This is a genomic window from Burkholderia sp. TSV86, assembly GCF_001522865.1.
Classification (GTDB): domain Bacteria; phylum Pseudomonadota; class Gammaproteobacteria; order Burkholderiales; family Burkholderiaceae; genus Burkholderia.
In genome coordinates this window covers 15,025-41,577 of the sequence record NZ_LOWB01000133.1, presented here as the reverse complement: position 1 = coordinate 41,577, position 26,553 = coordinate 15,025, and the positions used below count along the sequence as shown (strand labels likewise).

The 26,553-nt window shown below is 65.6% G+C and carries 21 protein-coding genes and 1 pseudogene; 18 read left to right on the top strand and 4 right to left on the bottom strand.

Annotation, left to right across the window (positions count from 1 at the left end; genetic code table 11):
• Nucleotides 1-182: 182 nt before the first annotated feature.
• The 7 genes from typA to WS68_RS24850 all read left to right on the top strand — a co-directional run bounded on the left by typA (nt 183) and on the right by WS68_RS24850 (nt 10,825).
• Complete coding sequence (typA, locus tag WS68_RS24880; RefSeq protein ID WP_059573377.1) at nt 183-2,009, top strand: translational GTPase TypA; 1,827 nt, start codon at nt 183-185, stop codon at nt 2,007-2,009.
• A 391-nt stretch (nt 2,010-2,400) separates the two neighbouring features.
• Nucleotides 2,401-5,265, top strand: coding sequence for a 2-oxoglutarate dehydrogenase E1 component (locus WS68_RS24875; RefSeq protein WP_059518504.1), 2,865 nt, complete (start codon nt 2,401-2,403; stop codon nt 5,263-5,265).
• A 153-nt stretch (nt 5,266-5,418) separates the two neighbouring features.
• Nucleotides 5,419-6,696, top strand: coding sequence for a 2-oxoglutarate dehydrogenase complex dihydrolipoyllysine-residue succinyltransferase (gene odhB / locus WS68_RS24870; RefSeq protein ID WP_059573376.1), 1,278 nt, complete (start codon nt 5,419-5,421; stop codon nt 6,694-6,696).
• 93 nt (nt 6,697-6,789) lie between these two features.
• On the top strand, nt 6,790-8,220 hold the full coding sequence (gene lpdA / locus WS68_RS24865; RefSeq protein WP_059573375.1) for a dihydrolipoyl dehydrogenase: 1,431 nt from the start codon (nt 6,790-6,792) through the stop codon (nt 8,218-8,220).
• Between the two features lie 105 nt (nt 8,221-8,325).
• On the top strand, nt 8,326-9,423 hold the full coding sequence (gene zapE / locus WS68_RS24860; RefSeq protein WP_059573433.1) for a cell division protein ZapE: 1,098 nt from the start codon (nt 8,326-8,328) through the stop codon (nt 9,421-9,423).
• Nucleotides 9,424-9,670: 247 nt separating this feature from the next.
• Entirely contained in the window at nt 9,671-10,081 is a 411-nt protein-coding gene (locus WS68_RS24855) for a transposase (RefSeq protein ID WP_059573374.1), read from the top strand.
• Nucleotides 10,082-10,489: 408 nt separating this feature from the next.
• The gene (locus tag WS68_RS24850) at nt 10,490-10,825 is read left to right on the top strand and encodes a transposase (protein ID WP_156429668.1); all 336 of its coding nucleotides are present in this window, start codon (nt 10,490-10,492) and stop codon (nt 10,823-10,825) included.
• A 180-nt stretch (nt 10,826-11,005) separates the two neighbouring features.
• On the opposite strand, the gene WS68_RS24845 is transcribed toward WS68_RS24850, so the two are convergent.
• The 4 genes and pseudogenes from WS68_RS24845 to WS68_RS24830 form a co-directional block, all read right to left on the bottom strand.
• Complete coding sequence (locus tag WS68_RS24845) at nt 11,006-11,467, bottom strand: DUF2147 domain-containing protein (protein ID WP_059573373.1); 462 nt, start codon at nt 11,465-11,467, stop codon at nt 11,006-11,008.
• 187 nt (nt 11,468-11,654) lie between these two features.
• Nucleotides 11,655-13,310, bottom strand: coding sequence for a ShlB/FhaC/HecB family hemolysin secretion/activation protein (locus WS68_RS24840; RefSeq protein WP_197419680.1), 1,656 nt, complete (start codon nt 13,308-13,310; stop codon nt 11,655-11,657).
• 176 nt (nt 13,311-13,486) lie between these two features.
• A pseudogene (locus WS68_RS24835) lies at nt 13,487-14,720 on the bottom strand (collagen-like triple helix repeat-containing protein).
• A gap of 56 nt (nt 14,721-14,776) precedes the next feature.
• Nucleotides 14,777-16,243, bottom strand: a complete 1,467-nt coding sequence (locus WS68_RS24830; protein WP_059573371.1) for a collagen-like triple helix repeat-containing protein — start codon at nt 16,241-16,243, stop codon at nt 14,777-14,779.
• A 651-nt stretch (nt 16,244-16,894) separates the two neighbouring features.
• Between WS68_RS24830 and WS68_RS24825 the strand changes: the two genes are divergently transcribed.
• The 11 genes from WS68_RS24825 (at nt 16,895) to WS68_RS24775 (ending at nt 26,525) form a co-directional block, all read left to right on the top strand.
• Nucleotides 16,895-17,086 carry a Flp family type IVb pilin gene (locus WS68_RS24825; RefSeq protein ID WP_059573370.1) on the top strand — a complete coding sequence of 64 codons (192 nt, stop codon included), beginning with the start codon at nt 16,895-16,897 and terminating at the stop codon, nt 17,084-17,086.
• A gap of 86 nt (nt 17,087-17,172) precedes the next feature.
• On the top strand, nt 17,173-17,655 hold the full coding sequence (locus WS68_RS24820; protein ID WP_059573369.1) for an A24 family peptidase: 483 nt from the start codon (nt 17,173-17,175) through the stop codon (nt 17,653-17,655).
• An 11-nt stretch (nt 17,656-17,666) separates the two neighbouring features.
• Nucleotides 17,667-18,134 carry a TadE/TadG family type IV pilus assembly protein gene (locus WS68_RS24815; RefSeq protein WP_059573432.1) on the top strand — a complete coding sequence of 156 codons (468 nt, stop codon included), beginning with the start codon at nt 17,667-17,669 and terminating at the stop codon, nt 18,132-18,134.
• Nucleotides 18,135-18,227: 93 nt separating this feature from the next.
• Nucleotides 18,228-19,133, top strand: a complete 906-nt coding sequence (gene cpaB, locus WS68_RS24810; RefSeq protein WP_059573368.1) for a Flp pilus assembly protein CpaB — start codon at nt 18,228-18,230, stop codon at nt 19,131-19,133.
• A gap of 61 nt (nt 19,134-19,194) precedes the next feature.
• Nucleotides 19,195-20,562, top strand: coding sequence for a type II and III secretion system protein family protein (locus WS68_RS24805; RefSeq protein ID WP_059573367.1), 1,368 nt, complete (start codon nt 19,195-19,197; stop codon nt 20,560-20,562).
• Nucleotides 20,563-20,622: 60 nt separating this feature from the next.
• The gene (locus WS68_RS24800) at nt 20,623-21,861 is read left to right on the top strand and encodes a fimbrial protein (RefSeq protein WP_059573366.1); all 1,239 of its coding nucleotides are present in this window, start codon (nt 20,623-20,625) and stop codon (nt 21,859-21,861) included.
• Nucleotides 21,862-21,864: 3 nt separating this feature from the next.
• Nucleotides 21,865-23,205 (top strand): CpaF family protein, encoded by a 1,341-nt coding sequence (locus WS68_RS24795; RefSeq protein ID WP_059573365.1) that lies wholly within the window; start codon nt 21,865-21,867, stop codon nt 23,203-23,205.
• Nucleotides 23,198-24,178: a type II secretion system F family protein gene (locus WS68_RS24790; protein WP_059573364.1), complete on the top strand. Its 981-nt coding sequence runs from the start codon at nt 23,198-23,200 to the stop codon at nt 24,176-24,178. The genes WS68_RS24795 and WS68_RS24790 overlap by 8 nt, the downstream gene beginning before the upstream one ends.
• A 5-nt stretch (nt 24,179-24,183) precedes the next feature.
• A complete protein-coding gene (locus WS68_RS24785) occupies nt 24,184-25,194 on the top strand; it encodes a type II secretion system F family protein (protein WP_059573363.1) in 1,011 nt (336 codons plus the stop codon).
• Nucleotides 25,195-25,217: 23 nt separating this feature from the next.
• Nucleotides 25,218-26,111 carry a tetratricopeptide repeat protein gene (locus tag WS68_RS24780; RefSeq protein WP_059573362.1) on the top strand — a complete coding sequence of 298 codons (894 nt, stop codon included), beginning with the start codon at nt 25,218-25,220 and terminating at the stop codon, nt 26,109-26,111.
• A 21-nt stretch (nt 26,112-26,132) separates the two neighbouring features.
• Nucleotides 26,133-26,525, top strand: coding sequence for a DUF3613 domain-containing protein (locus WS68_RS24775; RefSeq protein ID WP_059573361.1), 393 nt, complete (start codon nt 26,133-26,135; stop codon nt 26,523-26,525).
• The last annotated feature ends 28 nt before the right edge of the window (nt 26,526-26,553 follow it).

Here is a 26,553-nt window from a genome sequence, read left to right as displayed (position 1 = left end):
GCAAAAATAGCCCTGCTGCAAGTGGGTTCATCGGGTGGCGCACCGCCGCCGTGCCGCGGTGCAGCGCCGGTGAAGTGGGCGACATACCGGCGTGCTATAATTTGAGGCTTTCCAAAGATGCAAACGCGCGCGCATCGCCCGATGCGCGCGCGTTTGCGCGTTTCCTTCGTATCCAGGTTTCTATGACCCGCGCCCTTCGCAACATCGCCATCATCGCTCACGTCGACCACGGCAAGACGACGCTCGTCGATCAACTGCTTCGCCAGTCCGGCACCTTCCGCGAGAATCAGCAGATCGCCGAACGGGTGATGGATTCGAACGACATCGAAAAAGAGCGCGGAATCACGATTCTCGCGAAGAACTGCGCGGTCGAATATGAGGGCACGCACATCAATATCGTCGACACGCCGGGGCACGCGGATTTCGGCGGCGAGGTCGAGCGCGTGCTGTCGATGGTCGATTCGGTGCTGCTGCTCGTCGATGCGGTGGAAGGGCCGATGCCGCAGACGCGCTTCGTCACGAAAAAGGCGCTGGCGCTCGGCCTGAAGCCGATCGTCGTCATCAATAAGATCGATCGCCCGGGCGCGCGGATCGACTGGGTGATCAACCAGACGTTCGACCTGTTCGACAAGCTCGGCGCGACCGAGGAGCAGCTCGATTTCCCGATTGTTTATGCATCGGGCCTGAACGGCTACGCGTCGCTCGATGCGGCCGCGCGCGAAGGCGACATGCGCCCGCTGTTCGAGGCGATCCTCAAGCACGTGCCGGTGCGTCCGGCCGACCCGGATGCGCCGCTGCAACTGCAGATCACGTCGCTCGACTATTCGACTTACGTTGGCCGTATCGGCGTCGGCCGTATCACGCGCGGGCGCATCAAGCCGGGCCAGCCGGTCGCGATGCGCTTCGGGCCGGAAGGCGAGGTGCTGAACCGCAAGATCAACCAGGTGCTGTCGTTCAAGGGCCTCGAGCGGGTGCAGGTGGAATCGGCCGAGGCGGGCGATATCGTTCTCATCAACGGCATCGAGGACGTCGGCATCGGTGCGACGATTTGCGCGGTGGACGCGCCCGAAGCGTTGCCGATGATCACGGTCGACGAGCCGACGCTGACGATGAACTTTCTCGTCAACTCGTCGCCGCTCGCGGGCCGCGAAGGCAAGTTCGTCACGAGCCGTCAGATCCGCGATCGCTTGATGAAGGAATTGAACCACAACGTCGCGCTGCGCGTGAAAGATACGGGCGACGAGACGGTGTTCGAAGTGTCGGGCCGCGGCGAGTTGCATCTGACGATCCTGGTCGAGAACATGCGTCGCGAGGGCTATGAGCTTGCGGTGTCGCGTCCGCGCGTCGTGATGCAGGAGATCGACGGCGTCAAGCACGAGCCGTATGAACTGCTGACGGTTGATCTCGAGGACGAGCATCAGGGCGGCGTGATGGAGGAATTGGGCCGCCGCAAGGGCGAGATGCTCGACATGGTGTCGGACGGACGAGGCCGCACGCGCCTTGAGTACCGGATTCCGGCGCGCGGGCTGATCGGTTTTCAGAGCGAATTCCTGACGCTTACGCGCGGTACGGGCCTGATGAGCCACATCTTCGATTCGTATGCGCCCGTCAAGGAAGGCTCGGTCGGCGAGCGCCGCAACGGCGTGCTGATTTCGCAGGACGACGGCGCGGCGGTGGCGTATGCGCTGTGGAAGCTGCAGGATCGCGGCCGCATGTTCGTGAAGCCGGGTGACGCGCTGTACGAAGGCATGATCATCGGCATCCATAGCCGCGACAACGACCTCGTCGTCAATCCGATCAAGGGCAAGCAACTGACGAACGTGCGCGCATCGGGCACCGACGAGGCGGTGCGTCTCGTGCCGCCGATTCAGATGTCGCTCGAATACGCGGTCGAATTCATCGACGACGATGAGCTCGTCGAGGTGACGCCGCAGTCGATCCGTCTGCGCAAGCGCCACTTGAAGGAGCACGAGCGCCGCCGCGCGAGCCGCGAAAACGCGGTCGAGTAAGCCGCGCCCGTCGTGACGGCGCGCGCTTCGCGCGCATACGCGGCGCGCCGCGCCGCCGCATCGCCGCTCGCGCCGCCGCCAAGCCGCCCCAGGCAGTCGCCTCGGGCGGCTTTTTTGCGCGCTCGGCAAGATCCGTCCGTTCCCCGGAAAACTCTGTTGCGCGCAGCCGACGCAATTTGTGCGAAACCGCGCGAAAGCCCGTCACGACGGGCTTTCGGCCTCTTTGTCTCCCCGCTTGACACAAGGGTTTTGTGATATGCTGCGCGCACGCAAGTTTTAGGTCCTTCCAAGCAAGACTTGATTCGCGCAATCCGCTAAACGGTCAGGCCGTGTCGCGGAAGGTTGAGTAACCCGCTATTTCTCGAGAAGCTCGAAGAAAGGTGAGCGTCAAATGTCAGATGTAATGAAGCAGTTCCAGCTGAACTCGTATTTGTTCGGCGGCAACGCTTCGTATGTTGAAGAACTGTACGAAGCCTATCTGGATAATCCGGCGTCGGTCCCCGACAATTGGCGCGAATATTTCGACGCACTGCAAAACGTCCCCGCGACAGACGGTTCCAACGCGAGCGACGTGGCCCATAACCCGATCGTCGAATCATTCGCACAGCGCGCGAAGGCCAATGCCTTCATTCCGCGCGAAAGCGGCAGCAATTTGGCTACCGCCCGCAAGCAAGTCCACGTTCAGACGCTCATCAGCGCCTATCGCTTCCTCGGCTCGCAATGGGCCAACCTCGATCCCCTGAAGCGCCGCGAGCGTCCCGCGATCCCCGAGCTGGAACCCGCGTTCTACGATTTCTCCGAAGCCGATCTCGACCAGACGTTCAGCGCGAGCAACCTGTATTTCGGGTTCGAGCAGGCTTCGCTGCGCGATATCGTGAAGGGCCTGCGCGACACGTATTGCGGCACGATCGGCGCTGAGTATATGTATCTCAGCGATCCGGAGCAGAAGCGCTGGTGGCAGGAACGCCTCGAATCGATCCGCGCGACGCCGAATTTCTCGGCCGACAAGAAGAAGCACATCCTGAACCGCCTGACGGCCGCCGAAGGTCTCGAGCGCTATTTGCACACGAAATACGTTGGCCAGAAGCGCTTCTCGCTCGAAGGCGGCGAGAGCTTCATCGCGTCGATGGACGAGGTGGTGCAGCACGCGGGCTCGAAGGGCGTGCAGGAGATCGTGATCGGGATGGCGCACCGCGGCCGTCTGAACGTGCTCGTGAACACGCTCGGCAAGATGCCGGCTGATCTGTTCGCCGAATTCGAAGGCAAGCATGTCGATGATCTGCCGGCAGGCGACGTGAAGTATCACAAGGGCTTCTCGTCGGACATCGCGACGGAAGGCGGCCCGGTTCACTTGTCGCTCGCGTTCAACCCGTCGCACCTGGAAATCGTCAACCCGGTCGTCGAGGGTTCGGCGAAGGCGCGAATGGACCGTCGCGGCGACGCGGACGGCCTGCAGGTGCTGCCGGTGCAGATTCACGGCGACGCGGCATTTGCGGGCCAGGGCGTCGTGATGGAGACGCTGAACCTCGCGCAGACGCGCGGCTACGGCACGCACGGCACGCTGCACATCGTCATCAACAACCAGATCGGCTTCACGACGTCGGACCCGCGCGACGCGCGCTCGACGCTGTATTGCACCGACGTCGTCAAGATGATCGAGGCGCCGGTGCTGCACGTGAACGGCGACGATCCGGAGGCCGTCGTGCTCGCGACGCAGATCGCGATCGACTACCGGATGCAGTTCCACAAGGATGTCGTGATCGACATCGTCTGCTTCCGCAAGCTCGGCCACAACGAGCAGGACACGCCGGCCGTCACGCAGCCGCTGATGTACAAGAAGATCGCGCAGCATCCGGGCACGCGCGCGCTGTACGCAGAGAAGCTGGTCCAGCAGGGCGTGATCACCGCGGAAGAAGCGGATGGCTATGTGAAGGCGTACCGCAAGGCGATGGACGATGGCCATCACACGGTCGACCCGGTGCTGTCGAACTACAAGAGCAAGTACGCGGTCGACTGGATGCCGTTCCTGAACCGCAAGTGGACGGATGCGGCGGACACCGCGGTGCCGCTCGCTGAACTCAAGCGCCTGGGCGAGCGCATTACGACGGTGCCGGAGAATTTCAAGGTTCATCCGCTCGTCGAGCGCGTGATCAACGACCGCCGCAACATGGCGCGCGGCGAGCAGCCGCTCGACTGGGGCATGGGCGAGCATCTCGCGTATGCGTCGCTGGTCGCATCGGGCTATGCGGTGCGTCTGACCGGCCAGGATTCCGGCCGCGGCACGTTCACGCACCGTCATGCGGTGCTGCACGACCAAAACCGCGAACGCTGGAACGACGGGACATATGTGCCGCTGCAGAACATCGCCGAAGGCCAGGCGAAGTTCACGGTGATCGACTCGGTGCTGTCCGAGGAGGCCGTGCTCGGCTTCGAATACGGCTACTCGACCGCGGAGCCGAATACGCTCGTCGCGTGGGAGGCGCAGTTCGGCGATTTCGCGAACGGCGCGCAGGTCGTGATCGACCAGTTCATCTCGTCGGGCGAAGTGAAGTGGGGCCGCGTGTCGGGGCTCACGATGCTGCTGCCGCACGGCTATGAAGGCCAGGGGCCGGAGCACTCGTCGGCGCGCATCGAGCGTTATCTGCAGCTTTGCGCGGAGCACAACATGCAAGTCGTTCAGCCGACGACGCCCGCGCAGATCTTCCACCTGCTGCGCCGCCAGATGATCCGCCTGTTCCGCAAGCCGCTCATCGTGTTCACGCCGAAGTCGCTGTTGCGTCATAAGGAGGCGGTGTCGGATCTGTCGGAGCTCGCGAAGGGTTCGTTCCAGCCGGTGCTGGGCGAAGTCGACGACAGTATCGACGCGAAGAAGGTCAAGCGCGTGATCGTCTGCTCGGGCCGCGTGTATTACGACCTCGTCGCGCATCGTCGCGAAGCGAAGGCGAACGACGTCGCGATCGTGCGGATCGAGCAGCTTTATCCGTTCGCGCACAAGCAGTTCGAAGCCGAACTGAAGAAGTACGAGAACGTGACGGAAGTGGTCTGGGTGCAGGACGAGCCGCAAAATCAGGGCCCGTGGTTCTACATCGAACACCACCTGAAGGAAGGCTTGAAGGAAGGGCAGAAGCTCGCGTACAGCGGCCGCCCGGCTTCCGCCTCCCCGGCTGTCGGTTATTACGCGAAGCACTACGAGCAGCAGAAGGCCCTCGTCGAGGGTGCATTCGGCCGCTTGAAGAGCGCATCGATCGTGAAATAACAGACGTTGCGGCACGCAGGGCGCGTCGCGCACCCTGCGTGCGCGGCCGGCCGCGCGCGCGCTCGAACAAACGAACGCGTTCGAGCGCGGCGCCGCCGGGCAGCGTTCGCAAGCGTCTCGTCGTTACCCAGATTAAGCATCCAGGAAAATCACATGGCTATCGTAGAAGTCAAAGTTCCCCAGCTTTCGGAGTCGGTTTCGGAAGCCACCATGCTGCAGTGGAAGAAGAAGCCCGGCGAAGCCGTCGCGCAAGACGAAATCCTGATCGAACTCGAAACCGACAAGGTCGTGCTCGAGGTGCCCGCACCCGCGGCGGGCGTGTTGTCGCAAGTGCTGCAGAACGACGGTGACACGGTCGTCGCCGACCAGGTGATCGCGACGATCGATACCGAAGCGAAGGCCGGCATCGCGGCCGCCGCGGCCGGCGCCGCCGACGTTCAGCCCGCCGCGGCGCCGGCCGCCGCGGCCGCGCAGCCGGCTGCCGTCGCGTCGAGCTCGGGCGCCGCATCGCCCGCCGCTGCGAAACTGCTCGCGGAGAAGGGGCTCGACGCGGCCCAGGTCGCGGGCTCGGGCCGCGACGGCCGCGTCACGAAGGGCGACGCGCTCGCCGCCGGCGCCGCGCCGGCGAAGGCCGCGCCTGCCGCCGCCGCGCCCGCTGCCCCGGCCGCCGCACGCAAGCCGGCGCTGCCGGACGTGAAGGTGCCGGCGTCGGCGACGACGTGGCTCAACGACCGTCCGGAGCAACGCGTGCCGATGTCGCGCCTGCGCGCGCGGATCGCCGAGCGTCTGCTCGAATCGCAGCAGACCAACGCGATCCTGACGACGTTCAACGAAGTCAACATGCAGCCGGTGATGGATCTGCGCGCGAAGTACAAGGACAAGTTCGAGAAGGAACACGGCGTGAAGCTCGGCTTCATGTCGTTCTTCGTGAAGGCGGCCGTGCACGCGCTGAAGAAGTTCCCGCTCGTGAACGCGTCGATCGACGGCAACGATATCGTCTATCACGGCTACTTCGACATCGGCATCGCCGTCGGCTCGCCGCGCGGCCTCGTCGTGCCGATCCTGCGCAACGCGGATCAACTGAGCCTCGCGGAGATCGAGAAGAAGATCGCCGAGTTCGGCCAGAAGGCGAAGGACGGCAAGCTGTCGATCGAGGAAATGACGGGCGGCACGTTCTCGATCTCGAACGGCGGCGTGTTCGGTTCGATGCTGTCGACGCCGATCATCAACCCGCCGCAGTCGGCAATCCTCGGCGTGCATGCGACGAAGGAGCGTCCGGTCGTTGAGAACGGCCAGATCGTGATCCGTCCGATCAACTACCTCGCGCTGTCGTATGACCACCGGATCATCGACGGCCGCGAAGCGGTGCTGTCGCTGGTCGCGATGAAGGATGCGCTCGAGGACCCGGCGCGCCTGCTGCTCGACCTGTAACGCGCTTTTTCGCATCGAACCGCCGCGGCCGCCCACGGGCTCCAAACAACGGGAGCGCCGTTCGGCGCGCCGCGGCCAGAACAAAGGATTGTCATGTCGAAGGAATTTGACGTCGTCGTGATCGGCGCCGGCCCTGGCGGCTATATCGCCGCGATCCGCGCCGCTCAATTGGGCAAAACGGTTGCCTGTATCGAAAAATGGAAGAACCCGGCGGGCGCGCTGAAGTTGGGCGGCACCTGCCTGAACGTCGGCTGCATTCCGTCGAAGGCGCTGCTCGCGTCGTCGGAAGAGTTCGAGAAAACGTCGCATCACCTTGCCGATCACGGCATTACCGTCGGCGACGTGAAGATCGATGTCGCGAAGATGCTCGCGCGCAAGGATGCGATCGTCGAGAAGATGACGGGCGGGATCGAGTTCCTGTTCAAGAAGAACAAGATCACGTGGCTCAAGGGCCACGGTAAGTTCACGGGCAAGACCGACGCGGGCGTCACGATCGAGGTGAGCGGCGAGGGCGACACCGAAGCCGTCACTGCGAAGCATGTGATCATCGCGACGGGTTCGAAGGCGCGCCATTTGCCGGGCATCCCGGTCGACAACCGGATCGTCTCGGACAACGAGGGCGCGCTGTCGTTCGAATCCGTGCCGAAGAAGCTCGCGGTGATCGGCGCGGGCGTGATCGGACTCGAACTCGGCTCGGTGTGGCGGCGTCTGGGGGCCGAGGTGACGGTGCTCGAAGCGCTGCCGGCATTTCTCGGTGCGGCCGACGAGGCGCTTGCGAAGGAAGCGGCGAAGCTCTTCAAGAAGCAGGGCCTCGACATTCATCTCGGCGTGAAAATCGGCGACGTGAAGACGAGCGCGGACGGCGTGTCGATCGCGTACACCGATAAGGACGGCAACGCGCAGACGCTCGATGCGGACCGCCTGATCGTGTCGGTCGGCCGCGTGCCGAACACCGACGGGCTCGGCCTCGAGGCGATCGGCCTGAAGGCGAACGAGCGCGGCTTCATCGACGTCGACGATCACTGCCGTACCGCGGTGCCGAACGTCTACGCGATCGGCGACGTGGTGCGCGGCCCGATGCTCGCGCACAAGGCGGAAGACGAGGGCGTGCTGGTGGCGGAGGTGATCGACGGCCAGAAGCCGCATATCGACTACAACTGCATTCCGTGGGTGATCTACACGCAGCCGGAAATCGCGTGGGTCGGCAAGACCGAGCAGCAATTGAAGGCCGAAGGCCGCGAGATCAAGACGGGTAAGTTCCCGTTCTCGATCAACGGCCGCGCGCTTGGCATGAACGAGCCGGACGGCTTCGTGAAGATGATTGCCGATGCGAAGACGGACGAGTTGCTCGGCGTGCACGTGATTTCGGCGAATGCGTCGGATCTGATTGCCGAGGCGGTGGTCGCGATGGAATTCAAGGCGGCTTCCGAAGACATCGCGCGGATCTGCCATCCGCATCCGTCGCTGTCCGAAGTGATGCGCGAGGCGGCGCTCGCCGTCGACAAGCGCTCGCTGAACAGTTAAGCGCGATGCCGCGCGTGGGCGCTCGCGCCTGCGCGGCGACCTTGTTTCGACGAAGGCGGGCGGGTTTTCCCGCTCGCCTTTGTTTTTGCCTTGCCGGTTTGCATGATGAACGTCACCGAATACTACGAGCACGAGCTGGGAACGCGCGGTTACCAGTCTGACGCCGCGCAGCGCGCGGCGGTCGAACGGCTGCAACAATGCTATGACGAATGGGTCGCATATAAGGCGCGGCGCTCGAATGCATTCAAGAAGCTCATCATTCGCCCCGATCTGCCGCGCGGCGTGTACATGTGGGGCGGCGTCGGGCGCGGTAAGAGTTTTCTGATGGACAGCTTCTATGCGGTCGTGCCGGTGCAGCGCAAGACGCGGCTGCATTTCCACGAGTTCATGCGCGAAGTGCATCGCGAGCTTGAGGAACTGAAAGGGCAGGCCGATCCGCTTGACGAACTCGCGCGCCGGATCGCGAAGCGCTATCGTCTGATTTGCTTCGACGAGTTTCATGTATCGGACATTGCCGACGCGATGATTCTGTATCGTCTGCTCGACAAGCTGTTCATCAATGGCGTGCAGTTCGTGATGACGTCCAATTACCAGCCCGACGATCTGTATCCGGACGGGTTGCATCGCGACCGGATGCTGCCCGCGATCGCGCTGCTCAAGGACAAGCTCGACGTGTTGAACGTCGATGCGGGCGTCGATTACCGACGGCGCACGCTCGCGCAGGTGCAGGTGTATCACACCCCGCTCGGTGCCGAGGCGGATCGCGCGCTGCGGCATGCATACGCGAAGCTCGCGGCCGTGCCCGACGAGAGCCCGATCCTGCATATCGAGAAGCGCGAGCTGAAGGCGCTGCGCCGTGCCGATGGCGTGGTCTGGTTCGATTTCGCGACGCTTTGCGGCGGCCCGCGCTCGCAGAACGACTATCTGGAGCTGGCGAGCCGTTTTCATGCGATCGTGTTGTCCGACGTGCCGCAGATGTCGCCGCGGATGGCATCGGAGGCACGCCGCTTCACGTGGCTCGTCGACGTGCTGTACGACCACAAAGTCAAGCTGCTGATATCGGCGGCGGTGCCTCCACAGGCGTTATATGTCGAAGGGCCGATGGCCAACGAATTCAGCCGGACGATTTCACGCATAGTCGAGATGCAATCGAAGGAATATCTCGAAACGCCACGCCGTTTGGTTAATACTTCACTAACCTGATTTGATTGGTGCGGTGCGATTAGTTATGGTGCGATGCGGCATTTACAATAAAATGATTGAGCCCGATTAAATTGAGTTTATGTAATCTGGCTAACATAAGTGCCTGTGAGGCCGTTCGGACAAGGATGCGAAACAGTTAATTACGGTTAATTCGGTATTAACTATTCTTAAATCTTCGGTCGCCTTATATTCAACGCCAACTCGACTCGATATCGTTGTGTCATGTTCTTCCAGAACGGAGAGACTCATGACGCCGTATCACGACATCACCGATGAGGAGTGGCAACGCGTTGCCGCTCTATTGCCCGAGCTGCGTCCGCGCAAGGAGTTGCGTGGACGGCCGCTCGCCGATACGCGCGCGGTGCTTAACGGTGTGCTGTGGGTAATTTACAGCGGCGCGAATTGGTCCGCGATGCCACGCCGTTTCCCTGCTTATCAGACTTGCCACCGCCGTTTCAAGGCATGGCACGAGTCGGGGGCGCTTAAACGCGTGCTGGCCGAACTGTTCGGCACCGAAAGCGAGGATTTGTGCGAGCAAATGGCGCAGCGTATGCGCACGCATTTGCGCACGAAAGCGGCCGATGCGGATAATGCCGCGCCGTCGTCGCCCAGCGTGCCGCGCCACGAACCCGTACCTGCGCTCGAACAGGCTGCATAAAAACCGGCCTCGATTTCGGCGGTTTCGTTCAGGTGGCTTCGCTGCCGCCGACGACGGGGTCCAATCGGATAGATAACAGCGCTCGTCTCGCGCGCAGGCGCGCGAAGCGGCTTTTCTGGCTTTTCCCCACCGCGCGCGTGGCGCGACGCGCAGCCCGAGCTTACTGCTGGCGGGCCCAAATCGCGAGCATGCCGTGTCGCGACATGCCGATACGGCGACGCGCGACGCGTTTATGCCCCTGTCTTCAAGCGGCATCTTGGCGGCCTTTAGACCTCGCCGTTTTGCGGGGCGACGCTGCTGTCGCCATCCCGAGGGTCATTTTTTCCTTCATTGCGTTGAGGATCGTCAAATTTTCGACGATTGGACCTCGATATCGTTGCGTCATATTCGTCCCGAACGGAGACAGCCATGGCGCCGTATCACGACATCTCCGATGAACAGTGGCAGCGCGTCGCCGCTTTGTTGACCGAGTCACGCTCGCGCAGCGAATTGCGCGGCCGGCCGCCCGCCGATACGCGCGCGGTGCTCAACGGTGTGCTTTGGGTAATCTACAGCGGCGCAAACTGGTCGGCGATGCCGAGCCGTTTTCCTGCCTATCAGACCTGCCATCGCCGCTTCAAGGCGTGGTACGAGTCCGGCGCGCTCAAGCGCGTGCTGAACGAACTGTTCGGCGTCGACAGCAAGGACTGGTGCGAGCAGATGGCCCTGCGCATGCGGCATGCGTCCGAGCGCGAAGGGCGTTGAAGCGCTCGGCATCGTGGCGCCGGGCGCGCTGCGCCATGCTTGGCGGCTCGCAGCGGCGGCGCGAAGCGGCCCGAGCTTGATTGGGCGGCGCGAAGCGCCTCGCCGCATCGATGGGAAAGCCGGCCTCGCGGCGGCGCAGGCCGGCTTTCTTTTGGCCGCGTGCGGCACGCGGGTTCGCGCTTACTGCTGGCGGATCCAGGTCTGCGAGCGGCCGAGCAGCGACACGCCGATATAGCCGCGCACGACAAGCTTCTGGCCGCCGTCTTCGAGCGACATCTTGCACTTGTAGACCTTGCCGTTTTCCGGGTCGAGGATGTTGCCGCCGTCCCAGTGATCGCCTTCCTTCTTCATCGCCTTGATGATCGTCATGCCCTTGATCAGCTGATCCTTGCGCTCGTCGGTGCAGGCAGTGCAGCGGCGATCCGGCGTATCGTTCTCGCCGAGTCCCTTGATGACCTTGCCGGACAGTTCGCCGCTCGCGTCCTCGCTGATCTGCACGAGCGCTTTCGGTTTGCCGCTGTGATCGTCGATCGTCTGCCAGACGCCGACGGGATTGCTCGCCTGAGCGAGCGCGCCGCCCGCGCAGAGGGCAAGCGCGCCGGCGATCGTGATCGAGCGCAGAGAGCGGGTCAGTTGGAACATGTCTTCCTCCTTGGGTTACACAATGTCGTTGTCGTCGATTGCCGGTTTGCGGCAGGCACGCCGTGTTGCATGGCGATGCGCTTGAGCCCTGGTGAGAATACGTGAAACCAGGGGGCTCGTTTGATACAAGTGCTTCTAATCGAAGCGGGCCGTGGTTTGTCGGCACGCGCGTGCGCCGTTTTTCACCTCAATAAAGTTGGTACGAGAACGATGCGTTCACACGCGGGCCACGCGACGCGCTTTCGATCGGCGCATCGCCGACGGGCTTCGCGACAGACAGATCGAGGTTGTAGAAGTGGCTGTCGGTCAGCCGCACGCTGAGCCCGACCGACGACAGCTTGCGCGGCACCGGCGTGCCCGAATGCAGGTACACGCGCGCGATGTCGCACGACACATACGGTGTGATGTTCTTCAGATACGCGAAGCCCGGCGAGAACGCGCGATTGATTTCGAACGACGCGCCCCAGCCTGAATCGCCCGACGTTTCGCCCGGCTCGTAGCCGAGCGCGAAGCGCTGCGCGCCGAACGAGATCTGCTCGCTCGTCGGCAGCGAATCGGGGCTGTACTGGCCCGTCAACTGCACGGTGGTGCCGATCTTGAGCGGCCATTCGTTCGTTTGCACGAAGCTCGCGCCGGTGCGCCAGAACGTCGTCGAGACCGGATTCAGCGCCGAGATGTCCGACACGTTCGTGATGCCCGATTTCGACGCGCCCAGGATATCGAACGCCTTGGCGACATTGAAGCTGATGCGTTGGACCTGCTTGGGCTGCACGTTGGCGTAATCGAGCTGCATTTGCAGCACGCGCACTTGCGAGCGCGTGCCGATGTAGCGGCCAGACTGTTGGTTCTGGTAACGGTCTTCGTTGTGCGATGCATAGCCCGACAGCGTGCCCAGCAGGCTGCGCTGATTGCTGAGCATCAGCGGATAGGACGCCGATAGACCGAGCTTGTCGTTGATGACGGTGCGCTGCACGCCCGGCAGCGCCGTTTGATCGACCGACGGGTTGCCATGATAGTGGCTCGCGTCCACGCGTGTAACGAGCCCGTTGCTGCCGATCGGCACGGCGCCGCTGAATGCCACGTAGGTTTGATCGTTCGGGCCTTTCGGGAACAGGGCGGAGAGACTCAACTGTTCGCCGAGCGATGTGAGTCCGTTCTCGGTCACCGTGAAAAGCCCTTGCAGGCCGGGATTGCTCGTGTTGAGCCCGGCGCTCACGTTGAACGGCTTGCGATCGACGTTCAACTCGAGTGTCGTCGCGCCGTCGGTGTTCTGCGGCGGCGCGACGTTCGCCTTCACGTTTAGGCCCGGCAGCAGCCCGAACGTGTTGACGTAACGCTCGAACGTCGCGTGGTGCAACGGCCGGTCGTCGGTGATGTGCGCGGCGATCGCACGAATCTTCGGCTCCATTGCGCCCGGCCTGCCGGTGATTTTCACATTCGACACGTAGCCTTCGACCACTGTCACGCGCACCACGCCGCCTTCGAACGTCTGTGCGGGAATGAACGCGAACGACAGCGCATAGCCGCGGTCCTGATACAGCTTCGTCACGCCGTTCGCCGTTTCGATCAATTGGCCGATCGTGATGTCGCGGCCCACGAGCGGTGTGAAGCGTTGCGAGATTTCGGCGAACGGAATCGACTTCACGCCTTCGACCTGGAACGAAGTCGGCGTCAAATGGCGGGCGAGCAGCGTTTGTACCTGTTGCTCCTGCGGCGTGACTTGCACGGTGACGCTGGGCCGCTGCGGGGTGTTGATCTGCGGCAAGGCTTCAAGCGGATTGCCGCCCGAGCGCGTTTGCGCCTGCGCGATGCCGGCCGTCGCGGCGAGCGCGAGCGCGAGCATCCAAGATTCTTGTCTGGATTTCATGGTGACTCCTCGTAGGCCGTCCTGCTTCTGATCTTCTAGTGTCGATACGTGGTGCGCCATGCCCCGTGCGCCGCGTATCGCGGCATGCCGTCGTCCCGGTGGCGCCGGAACGATACCGCGCGCGCGTTCGTATCCGCGCGCGGTATTTCGGATTACTTATTGCCGATGCCGCCGATACTTCCGAGCGAGCCGAGCTGGCCCGTGACGGGCGCGAGCAGGCCGGTCGAACTGCCTGGCGATGCCGCCGCGCCCGTCAGCGTGCCCGTGACGGTATTGAGTAGGCTGGTGACGGGCGCAAGCGGATTGCCGCCGCCGCTTGCGCCGCCAATGGCGCCCGTGACGGGCGCGAGCGGGTTGCCCGGGCCGCCGGGCGCCGCGCCGCCGAGCGTGGACAGCGCGCCGTTCAGCGGATTACTGAGTGGCGCGCTGGCGTTCGAGCCGGTGCCGCTCGCGACCGTCGCCGTAGTGCCGCCGACGATGCTCGTGATGAGACCGGGGATCGGCGCCGCGCCGTTCGGCGCAGCCGGATTGACGAGGCCGCCTGTGTTCGTCACGGTGTTGCCGAGCGCCGATACGAGCTGGCCGGCGTCGCCGGCGAGCGGTTGCGACGACGAGCCGGAAACCTGCTGGCCTGCCGAACTGATCGCGCTGCCGACTTGCTGCAACAGGCCCGATACCGGTTGGCCCGTGCCCGTCGTCGTGCCGATCGTCTGGGTGGCCTGGCCGGTCGTGATCAACAGCGGCGTGATGGCCGCGCTGAGCGGCTGTGTGGCTTGCTGGACGGGGCCGGTCGACAGGGCGTTGCCGAGGGTTGTGCCGCCTGCGGTCACAGCGCTGGCTGCCGTCGACAGCGCGCCCGCGATCGGCGTCGTGACGGGCGCGAGCGGCGCGAGCGGGCCCGTGCCGAGCGCTTGCACCGTCTGGCTCGCGCCTTGCAGGCGTACCGCCCGTCGCGCTCACGACGCCGCCGAGCCCGGCTACCGTTGTGCCGACCGGATTCGGCATCGAGCCGGTCTGCCCCAGGCCGTTGCTTACGGCATCGGCCGTGGCCGTCAGGATGCCGCCGGTGCTGCCGACCGTTGCGCCGACACCTTGCGAGACGCCGCCGCCGAGGCCCGGCACGCTGGTCGAGCCGATCGTGTTGCCGAGATCCGTCGTCGTCTTGCCAAGCGTGCTCACGGCGCCCGAGGTGCCGGTTGCGGTCTGCGTCGAGCCGGAGCCCGAGCCGGATGTCGTTGTCGATGACGTGTCGCCGTTGCTGGCCGACGGTGGCGTGCTCACGCCGCTGCCGCCGCACGCCGCGAGCGCGCACGCGGCGGCCAACGCGGTGAGCGGAGCGCGCCAGGCCCGGAGCGCGAATGACGGGGCCAAACGTTGCTGATTCATGATGCTGCTCCTCGCTGTCTTCTTCGATGCCTCGATGCCGGATGGGGGCTGGTTCTTCAATTGCGGTGGCCGCCGCCGAGCAGCCCGCCGATGAGCGACGTGACGGGGGCGAGCGGGTTGCCGGCCGCACCGGCCGTGCTCGCCGCGCCGCCGCTTGAGCCGGTCAGCGGCGCAGTGAGGCCGGCCGCCGGATTCGTCGATGCCGCGCCGGTTGCGCTGGACAGCGCGCCGGTGACGGGCGCGAGCGGGTTGCTTGCGCCGGAGCCGCCTGCCGCGCCGCCGAGCGTGCCGGTGACGCTCGACACGATCCCTGTGACAGGTGCCAGCGGATTGCCGGCGGTCGCACCGGTCAACGCGCCGGTGACGGGGGCGAGCGGATTGCCGCCTGCCGCGCCGCCGGCGGCATTCGTCAGCGCGCCCGTGGCAGTCGATACGATGCCGCCGACCGGTGCGAGCGGCGTGCCTGCCGTCGCGTTGCCAAGCGTGTTGGTCAGGCCGCCCACTGCCGTTGCGACCGGCGCGAGGGGATTCGCCGGCGCGGAGCCGCCCGTTACCAAGCCGCCCAGCGAGCTGATCGTGGCGCCCGTCGACGACACCGTCGAGCCGAGGCCCGTCGCGACCGGATTCCCGCCGCCGGTTTGGGTGATCAGCGCGCCGGCCTGGTTCACTCCGCCGCCGATCACGCCAAGCAGCGTATTGGCGGGCGCGCCGAGGCCCGTCGCGTTGCCGACCGTCTGCGTGGTGCTCGCGACGGCCGTGGTGATCGGCGTGATCGCCGAGCTGAGCGCTTGCGTGACTTGCTGCACGGGGCCGGTCGACAGTGCGTTGCCGAGCGTCGCGCCGCCGTTGGTGACCGCGTTGCCGGCAGTCGTCACAAGGCCGCCGACTGGCGATGCGATCGGCGCAAGCGGCGACAGCGGACCATTGCCCAGGCTGGTGACGAGATTGCCGGTCTGCGTGAGCGCGCCGCCCAGCTGGCTGACGACGTTACCGGTGCTCGCGACCGTTGTGCCGATCGGATTGGCGTTCGGCGAACCGAGCTGGCCGAGGCCGCTCGATACGCCGTTGCCCAGCGCGCTGAGCGCGCCGCCCGCGCTTTGGACGACACCGCCGAGCGATTGCGTCGATTGCGGATTCGCGCCAGGCAGCGGCGTGCTGCCGATGACCGAGCCGACGCCGGAGACGGTCGAGCCCGCATTGCCGATGACGCCGCCCGCGTTGCCGGCCACCGTGCCGATTGCGTTGGCGCTCGAAGCCGAGGTGCCGCCCGAGGTCGAGCCGCCGCCCGCGGTGGTCGTCGAGCCTGAACTGCCGCTCGCGCCGGAACCGCTGCCCGCGCCGTCCGCGCCCGCGCCGCCGCCCGTCGTGGAGATCGCGCCGCCGCCGCTGCCGGCGCCCGAGTCGCTGAGGCCTTTGCTAATCGAGCCGGAGCCCCCGCACGCGGTGAGGGAGAGCATGGCTGCCACGGTGGCCGCGATCAGAGTCGTCCGGAGCGTGCCATGAGCAATCGTTTGGGTATTCATCGTGTCCTCGCATGGGGTTTGTCTGTTGATTGGCGTTGCTGCTGCGGTCGCATCTTTGCAACAGTCGTACCATTGCGTCGGACGATGCAACGAACCGGTGCGAGGGTTTACCGGAAAGCCTTACTGGATGAGGAGGGCGGGCGAGGCGGTAAGGGTTTCCGATAGGGGGTCGGATGGCATGCCGTGCTCGCGTTTCGCGGCGTCTCGTAACGTAACGTCGCGCGTTCGGCGTTACGCACACGGCGTAACAGACGATAAAGGCGTGGACTAGTGAATCGTCTGTTTTACTGATGATTAGGTATGTATATCTAACCTATCGTAAATCCTGATAGGTAAGGACTACCGGCTGGCCGTAAAAATACACATCAGACGGCTATATATATAACCAGCTAAAGTTGAATAAAAAAGTGGAAGAAAAAAAGGTTCGGATATATGATGTTGCGCTCGTGCGTAGATTGAAAGATTTGTACATCGGGGAGCGCGAAGCGACTAAGCCGCCGGATCGTCAACTTGTATCAAATTGTTAACGACTCATGAAAAAAGAGTTATAACAAAACTGTCTGGTCCGGCCGGCTAAAATCGGCCGGCGGGCAAGGCGGGCCGATAGCGTCAAGTGAAGGCCAACGAGAACTCAAGGCACGAGGATCGATTATGAAAGCACTGATCAAGCGCTTCCTGAAGGACGAGGCAGGGGTGACCGCGATCGAATACGGGCTGATTGCGGGGCTGCTGGCGGTGGCTATCGTAGCGGCCGTTGGAGGAGATACTGGGCTGACCGGCAGTCTGAAGGAAGCGTTTGCCGGTATCGCCAAGCAAGTACAAACCAACGCGCCGCCAAAATGAACTGATTCCGTTTCCTTTCGCATTACTACAGCCGTGTGGATTGTCGAGGACAATCCACACGACGTTTTCATGCGGTTGGGGCTGAAATGATTCAATTATTCAGTGTCGGATTTTTTTTCGCTTGGTCTGCGGGCGTTGCGATTGCTGATTGCCGTGATCGCCGTATCCCTAACCAATGGGTGCTCGTTGGGCTAGTGGCCGGTATCGTTTTTACAATAAGCCGACATAATCCATTTGGTACGACATTATCCGGCTCGTTGATCGGCGGGTTGGCTGGTTTTGCTTCTCTTTTCCCGTTTTTTATATTGCGCGTGATGGGTGCCGCGGACGTGAAAATCTTCGCGGTGCTCGGCGTATGGTGCGGCTTGCCGGTGCTGCCATGGCTGTGGATTGCCGCGAGCATCGCGGCGGGCGTGCATGCGCTCGGCGTCGTTCTGTCGAGCCGCCTGCTGTGCGGCGCGCCTGCGCTCGCGCTCGGCGCACGGCGAGCAACGCCTTATGCCGCGTTCCTCGTCGCGCCCGCCGCCGCATGGCTCGCGTATCTCGTCCATATCGGAGGCGTGCGGTGAGCGTCAAGCGCATGCCGGCCGCGCAAACGTTCGCAACGCGGCGGCAGCGCGGCGCGACCGCCGTCGAATTCGCGATCCTGTTCCCGCTGTTTTTCATGATTCTTTACGGACTCGTTACATACGGGATGATCTTCGCCGCGCAGCAGACGCTCACGCTCGCCGCGACGGAAGGCGCCCGCGCCGCGCTCGGCTATCAGGCGGCCAGCACGCCGGCCGCCGCGCTGGCCGCCAGAGCGGACGCCGCGTGCACGGCCGCGAAAAATCTGACGGGATGGCTGGCGGCGAAGGGCAGCGAATCGGCATGCGTCTCGATGAGTTGCGCGTATGCGCCGTCGATGGAGTGCATCCAGGTGACGGTCACGTATCCCTACGCCACCAATCCGCTGCTTCCGACGATTCCGTTGTTCGGCGCGGCGCTCGTTCCGTCGACGCTGTCGAGCCAGGCGACGGTGCAGCTCAACCCTGCCAATCTTCTATGACCTTCGCGAGATAAGTCCGACATGGCCGTGCCTCGGCGCTGGCGCGGTTTTTTTCAACCCGGTTCTTTCGCTGCCGTTTCGGCGACAACAAACATGGCCACTCATCTGACCAAGATCATCGCGGGATTGCTGATCGGGCTCGCGATCCTGCTCGGCATTTACGCGTGGCTGCTCGCGCGGCAGCCGGCGAGCGTCGCGCCGAGCGCCGCGAGCGCGGTCGCGATCCGGACCGCGCCCGTGGTCGTCGCGGCGCGCACGTTGCCGGCCGGGCAGCCGATTCCGGCCGACGCGTTGAAGGTGCAGCAAGTGCAAACGCCGCTCGCGGGCGTGTTTTCGAATCCGGCGCTGGTCGCGGGCCGCGTGCCGGCGGCCGATATCGCGGCGCAGTCGCCCGTGCTCGAAGGCGGGCTGATGTCCGGCCTCGCGGATCAGATCGCGCCCGGTGAGCGGGCGGTCGCGATCAAGGTCGACGAGACCAACGCGGTCGGCAGCCGCCTGCGTCCCGGCAATTTTGTCGACGTGTTCGTCAACCTGAAGCGCGACGGCGGCTTCGGCGCGACCGGCGCGGAAATCGCCAGATCGCAGGCGCGGCTTCTGTTGTCGCGTGTGCGCGTGCTGGCGTTCGGCGATGCGACGCCGGATCGCGACGGCGCGCCGGGGCCGGCCGGCGTCAGCGCGCGCACCGCGGTGCTCGCAGTGCCGACCGCGCAGGTCGACGCATTGACGCTCGCCGAGGCGAGCGGCCGCCTCGTGCTCGCGTTGCGCAGCCCGCGCGACGGCGAAGTGGCTGCGCAGACGGTGGCGGCGCGCACGGCGAACGGCGCGGGCCCGTCGGATCTCGCGGCGAGCGGGCTGTCGCTCGCCGAGCTGTCGCGCAGCAACGGCGCGGCCGTTGCCGCCCGCCCGGTCGAGGTCGCGCGCGCGCCGGCAGCGCAGCAGCATGCGGGCGGCGGCATCGAAGTGATACGAGGCGGGCGGGTCGAAACGCTCGCCTATTGAAATAAGCGCATTCGCACAGTGACGGCAGGGAGAAGGCCGGCTCGCACCGGTTTCCGACACGATGAAAAATAGATTGATTGGATGGGGCATTACGATGCTCGTCGCGTGGCTGTCGTTTGCTGCGCACGCCCAGCAGCCCGGCACGATCGAGCTGGCGACAGGCGGGCAGCGGCAGATCGCGGCCGGGCGCAATTTGCAGCGGGTTGCGATCGGCGATCCGAATGTGGCCGACGTGCTCGTCGTCAAGGGCGGCCGCGGCGGCGTGCTGCTGGTCGCGAAGGCGCCGGGCTCGACCAGCCTGATGGTGTGGGAGCGCGGGCGCGACGAGCCGTCCGTCTATACGGTCAACGTCACGAGCGGCGCGGCGCGCGCGGTGCTGGGCGGCGGCGCGCCGAGCGTGAAGACATACAGCGGCACGACCGTCGTGTCGGGCGAGGCCGCCACGCTCGACGCGCACGAGCGCGCGCTGGCGCTCGGCAGGGGGATGATGGGCAAGGACGGCGGGCTGATCGACACTTCGTCGATCAGCGGCAAGAATGTCGTGCAAGTGGACGTGCGGGTCGTCGAGTTCAGCCGCTCGGTGCTTAAGCAAGCGGGCCTCAATATCTTCAAGCAGAACAACGGCTTCACGTTCGGCGCGTTTTCGCCGAGCGGGCTCACGTCGGCCGGCGTGAGTTCGTCGGTCACGACCTCGACGCTGGCGAACACGGCGGCGGCCACCTCCACGCAGGCGCTGTCGAGCGTGGCGCCGATCGCGTCCGCGTTCAACCTGGTGGTCGGCTCGATGTCGCGTGGCATTTTCGCGGACCTGTCGATCCTGGAGGCGAATAATCTCGCGCGCGTGCTCGCGCAGCCGACACTGGTGGCCTTGTCCGGGCAGAGCGCGAGCTTTCTCGCGGGCGGCGAGATTCCTGTGCCGGTGCCGCAGGGGCTCGGCACCACGTCGATCGACTGGAAGCCCTACGGCGTCGGCCTCACGCTCACGCCGACCGTGCTGAGCCCGCGCCGGATCGCGCTGAAAGTCGCGCCGGAATCGAGTCAGCTCGATTTCGTGCATTCGATCACGATCAATAGCGTGACGGTGCCGGCGCTCACGACGCGCCGTGCGGACACGACCGTCGAGCTGGGTGACGGCGAGAGTTTCATGATCGGCGGGCTGATCGATCGCGAGACGACGTCGAACGTCAACAAGGTGCCGTTTCTCGGCGATCTGCCCGTGATCGGCACGTTCTTCAAGCAGCTCAGCTATCAGCAGAACGACAAGGAACTGGTGATCATCGTGACGCCGCACCTGGTTGCGCCGATCGCGAAGAACGCGCCGCTGCCTGCTACGCCGGGCGAGCTGTCCGAGCAGCGCGACGGGCCGGTGTGGCGCTCGTATCTGGGCGGCATGCTGTCGCCGGACGCGGGGCCGGGGTTCTCGAAATGAGCGCGCAACCGAGCGGGCGCGCGCAAGCCGCGATGCGGCGCGCAACAGGGAAGCTTGAACATGAACGCGAGAACGCAATCCTTGGCTGAACCTGCCGTGACCGATTATTTCGTCTGTGCGTCGCCCGACCGGGAGCACTTGCGGTGGCTCGCGCAGACCCTCGTGGCCGCGGGCGCGGTCGAGGCAGCATCGCTCGAGCCTGCCGCGCTCGCGCAGCGCATCGCCGGGGTGAATCCGGCCATCGTCTTCGTCGATTTCTCGGGCGGGCACGCGCAGGCGGCGAGCGCTGCGGCAGCCGCGGTGCGCGTCGCGCAGCCGATGCTGCCGATCGTCGCGCTCGGCTCGCTCGCCGAGCCGGAAAGCGCGCTTGCCGCGCTGCGCGCCGGCGTGCGCGATTTCATCGACATTTCCGCGAGCGCCGACGACGCGCTGCGCATCACGCGCGGGCTGCTCGATCACGTGGGCGAGCAGCCGAGCCGTCACGGCAAGCTCGTCGCGCTGCTCGGCGCGCGCGCCGGGATGGGCACGAGCACGCTCGCGGCGAATTTGGCGGTGCTGCTGCAAAAGCGCACGGCCGCGCACGGCCGGCAAACGGCGCTCGTCGATCTCGGGCTGCCGGCGGGCGATGGCGCGCTGTTCCTGAATACGCGCTGCGAGTTCGATTTCGTCGAGGCGGTGCGCAACCTGCGCCGCTTCGACCGCACGTTCGTCAACACCGCGCTCGCGCGTCATGCGAGCGGTGTCGCGCTGACGACGCTGCCGCCCAGCCTCGCCGGGCTGCGCGACGTGTCGTATGCGTCGTGCGTCGGCCTCCTGAACCGGCTGCGCGCGTTTTTCGATCATCAGATTATCGATCTCGGCGGATTCTCGAACCGCGATTTCGTCGCGCAGGCCGCAGGCGCCGCCGACGAGACATGGCTCGTGTGCGACCAGGGCGTCGCGTCGGTGGTCTCGGCGGTGGAGCTGCTCGAAACGCTGCGCGATGCGGGCGTGTCCACCGATGCGCTGCATCTCGTCGTCAATCAGTACGATGCGGCGCTTGGCCTGTCGCCGGCGCAGATCGCCGAACGGCTGGGCATCGCGCTCACGGCGACGCTGCCGTCGCGGCGTGTGCCGATCGGCCATGCGGCCAACCGCGGCCGGCTGATCGTTGACGACGCCGAACGCGATCCATACGTGCGCGCGCTCGCGCCGCTCGTCGAGCGGCTCGCGGGCCACGCCGGCGCGGCCGCGCCACGCTCCGCGGGCGGCTTTGCCGCGCTGCGCCGCCTCATTCAACCCACCTCCAAGCGTTCGTAACCGATGGGACACGACATTCAATTCGCCGATGGTGCGACGCCGTTCTCGCAGACGCAGCAGTTCCATGACGTCAAGAACGCCGCGCACGAGCATCTGCTCACGCGCATCGAGGAGCTGGGCGCGGAATTCGGCCGCTGGTCCCGGCAGGCAATCAACCAGTTCGTCGATCTCGAAATCGACAGCTTCGTGCGGCTGCGCCGCATACCGCTCAACGAAAACGAGGTGCGCACGATCGCCGAGGCGCTGACCAAGGAGCTGGCGGGCTTCGGGCCGATCGAGGATCTGCTTGCCGATCCGCATGTCGAGGACATCCTGATCAACGGCTACAACGACGTGTACGTGTCGCGGCACGGCATGCTGACGAAACTGCCGGTGCGCTTCGCCGACAACGCGCATTTGCTGCGGATCGTGCGGCGGATTCTCGCGCCGATCGGACGGCGTCTGGACGAATCGAATCCGATGGTCGATGCGCGGCTGCCGGACGGCGGGCGCGTGAACGTGGTGATCGAGCCGCTGTCGATCGACGGCCCGGTCGTGTCGATCCGCAAGTTCCGCAAGGACCCGCTCAAGCCCGCGGACCTGCTCGCGAACGGTACGTTCAACGCGGAAATCGGCGCGCTGCTGGAAGCCGCGGTCGATGCGCGCTGCAACATCCTCGTGTCGGGCGGCACGAGTTCGGGCAAGACCTCGCTGCTCAATGCGCTTGCGTTCCATATTCCCGGGGCCGAGCGCGTCGTGACGATCGAGGACACGGCCGAGCTGTCGCTCAATCATCCGCATGTGGTTCGGCTCGAGAGCAGGCCGGGAGGCTTCGACGGCAGCGGCGTGGTGACGATCCGCGATTTGCTGCGCAACACGCTGCGCATGCGGCCGGACCGCATCATCGTCGGCGAAGTGCGCGGCGGCGAAGTGCTCGAGATGATGCAGGCGATGAACACCGGCCACGACGGCTCGATGGGCACGGTTCACGCCAGTTCACCGCGCGAGTGCCTGTACCGCCTGGAGATGCTCGCCGGCTTCGCGGGCTTTCAGGGCACCGAATCGAGCCTGCGCCGGCAGATCGCGAACGCGATCGATTTCATCGTGCAGATCGGACGGCTGTCGAACGGGCGGCGGCGGATTCTATCGGTGACAGAGGTCACCGGGCTGTCCGACAACATCATCGCGACGCAGGAGCTTTACCGGTACGAGCCGCGCGTGAACGCCGACGGCGACGAGAGCGATCACTGGGAATCGCTCGGCATTCATCCGCACTCGCCTAAGCTCGCGCGCTTCAGGCAGACGCTCGCGAGCGGCGGCTTCGGCGGCGAGCCGTTCGGCCGCGGCGGAGGCTTCAATGTCTAGCGCGGCGCTCTGGGCGCTCGCTGTCGCGCTGCTGTGCGCGGCGGCGGCGCTCGCGCTGTGGCGGCGCGACCAGACGCATCGGGAGCGCGCGCATGCGGCGCGCTTTGTCGACAGCCGGCTTCAGCCGGCGTCGCGGCCCGGCGCGCCGCCGCCGCCGGCTGAACCGAGGCGGGCGCCGGGCGCGGCGGGGGCGGCGGGGGCGAAGCCTGTCGAAGGGTTCGCGCGGTGGCGTGAGCGCGTGGCCGACCAATGGCTCAACGTGTCGAGCCGCGCGGGTGTACCCGAGATCCGCAAGCCGCTGACGGCGTTCGTCGCCGCCATCGCCATCGCGGGATTGTGGGCGGGCATGCGGGGCGGCCTGCTCGCGATGGCCGCGGCCTGGATGGCCGGCGCGGCGGGCGTCGCGTTCTGGCTCGTCGCGCGAATCAACCGGCGGCGGTTGCGCGTCGTGCGCCAGCTTCCGTCGTTTCTCGACGGCATCGTGCGGCTCGTCACGCTCGGCAACAGCGTGCCGGCCGCGTTCCAGGCGACGCTGCAGACGACCGAGCAGCCGCTGCGCGATTGTCTGGACCACGTGTCGCGGCTGCTGCGTTCGGGCGTCGAGATCGACCGGGCGATGTTCCATGTCGCGCGGCTTTACCAGATCGACGAGTTCGAGCTTGTCGGCTCGGTGCTGAAACTGTCGGTGAAGTATGGCGGCCGGGCGGACGTGATGCTCGACCGGATGGCCGTCTTCATGCGCGATCTCGAGCAGGCCGAGCGGGAGCTTGTCGCGATGTCGGCGGAAACGCGGCTGTCCGCGTGGGTGCTGAGCCTGCTGCCGGTTGCGCTGGGCGGCTTCGTGATCGCGACCAACCCCGGCTACTTTGGCGCGATGTGGTTCGACCCGACGGGGCGCGAGTTGGTTTATCTCGCGTTTTTTCTGCAACTCGCCGGCGGCTATTGGCTGTACCGGCTCGCCCGGCTGAGGTGACGACGATGGAGCCCGTCCGCCTTGGTGCAATTGCGCTTACGCTGGGCGCACTCGGCGTGCTGATGCTGGCCGTGCTCGCGGTGCTGCGCGTGCTGCTTGCGCAAAAAAGCAGCCGCACGCTTGCCGATGCGCTCGAACAGCGCGCCGCCGCACTTGATGCGATGGCGGCGCGCACGGCGGCGCCGGGCGCGGCAGGGCCGCGCGCGTCCGATGTGCAGCAGGTGCCGGACGGCGGGCATTCGCGTGTCTCGGCGCTGCTCGAGCGGGTCGGCCGGTTCGGAATGCGTCTGCTCGACACGCCGCTCGGCAAGCAGATCGTCGCCGACGAGGATCGATTGCTGCTCGAGCAATGCGGATACGTCGACGCGCGCACGCGCGGCATTTTCCTGAGCGCGCGGATCGGCTGCGCGTTGGGCGTGCCGATCATCGCGATGCTGATCGGTGGCGCTCGAGTCCACAAATATCTGGTGGCGTCGATCGCGCTGTCGGCGATCGTCGGCTTCATGCTGCCGAAGCTCTACGTGCAGCGCCGTGCGGCGGCGCGGCGCCAGTCCGTTGTCGACGAGATGCCGCTGCTCGTCGACATGCTCAGGCTGCTGCAGGGCGTTGGGCTGTCGCTCGATCAAAGCATCCAGGTCGTCACCCACGATTTCAAGGGCATGCTGCCCGTTCTGTCGTCGGAGCTTGGGATCGCGCAGCGGCAATTCGTCGCGGGCCGCACGCGCGAGCAGTCGCTGCAGCGGCTTGCGAGCGGCTTCGACAACGAGGATCTGCGTGCGATCGTGCGTTTGCTGATCCAGGTCGACAAGCACGGCGGCGCGGTGCAGGAGCCGCTCAAGCAATTCGGCGACCGCCTGCGCGAGGTGCGCCGCGCGATGCTGCGCGAGCGCATCGGCCGCCTCACCGTGAAGATGACGGGCGTGATGATCGTCACGCTGCTGCCCGCGCTGTTCATCGTGACGGCCGGGCCGGGGATGCTTGCCGTGATGCATGCGCTCGCGGGCATGCATCGCTAGCGGGCAACGAAGGAAGGAATCACATGGAACGAACGGGTTTTTCGACGGCAACGGCGGCGCTGGCGGCCTGCACGCTGCTGCTTGGCGCATGCGCGTTCAAGGAATCGGGATACGGGATCGGCGCGCAGGCCGAGCGCGCCGCGCTGATGCAGGCCGCGGCCGACAAGAGCGCGCCTCCCGATACGCCCGGCATGTATCTCGGCCTGATTGGCCGGATGCAGGCGCAGGGGCTCTATTATGCGTCGCTCGCGCATATCGACGCTTACGAGAAGCAGTATGGCGCATCGGCCGACACGATCCTGCTGCGCGCGGATGCGTTGCGCGCGACCGAACAGCCGGCCGCGAGCGCCGTTGCATACCGGCAGTTGCTCGACACGCCGCTCGCGTCGCGCGGCCATCGCGGGCTGGGGCTGCTCGCCGGCGCGTCGGGCGATTTCGAGCGCGCGTCGCAAGAGCTTGCGCAGGCGGTGGCGCTCGCGCCCACCGATGCGCCGACGCTGTCCGATCTCGCCTATGCGCGCATGCGCAGCGGCGACGTGACGGGGGCGCGCGTGCCGTTGATGAAGGCGGCGGAACTCGATCAGAACAATTCGAAGATCCTGAGCAATCTCGCGCTTTTTCTGCTTGCGACGGGACAAACGCGCGAAGCGCTTGGGCTGATGGATCAACAGAAGTTGCCGAGCGCCGTGCGCACCGAAATTCGCAACGATGCGGCGAAGATCGCTGCCGCCGCGCGAGTGCGGCAGCGCAATTTGACGCGGCCGGGCAGCGCGCAGGCGGCAAGTGCGACGGGATCCGCGAATGCGTCGAGCGCGCCGGCCGCGAGCGGATCTGCCGCAGCGGCCAATGCTGCGCCCGTGGCGGTGGCCGCGGGCCTGGAGCCGGCGGTGCCGCTCGTGCGCCAGCACTTGCAATGACAGACGTTTTACGGAGTCGATATGACGACGCATGACCTCATCCAGATTCCGGCCGCCGGTTCGTCAAGCGGGCGGCCGGTCCGCGCGGCGTTCGCGTTCGCATTGGCCGGCGCGCTCGCGTGCCTGGCCGGCGCGACAGCCGCGCACGCGCAAGTGCCGCAAGCCGCCGCGTCCGATGCATCGGAGGTCGGCCACGCGACGCAGGCGTGGGCCGAGCTTCAGCGCAGCAACCGCGAGGCCGCCGCGTCGCAACCGCTGCTGGGCGATGCGGCATCGTATGCCTACCGGCGTTACATCGATTCGTTCAAGACGAAGATTCCGCCGTTTTATGGCCCGGCCGCCGGGATGGGGCATGGGAGCAGCGGGGGCGGCGGCGCGAATTATCTGTTGACGCCGACATCGGGGTCGCAGTGACACAGGAATGCCGTGACGCAGCGAGGAA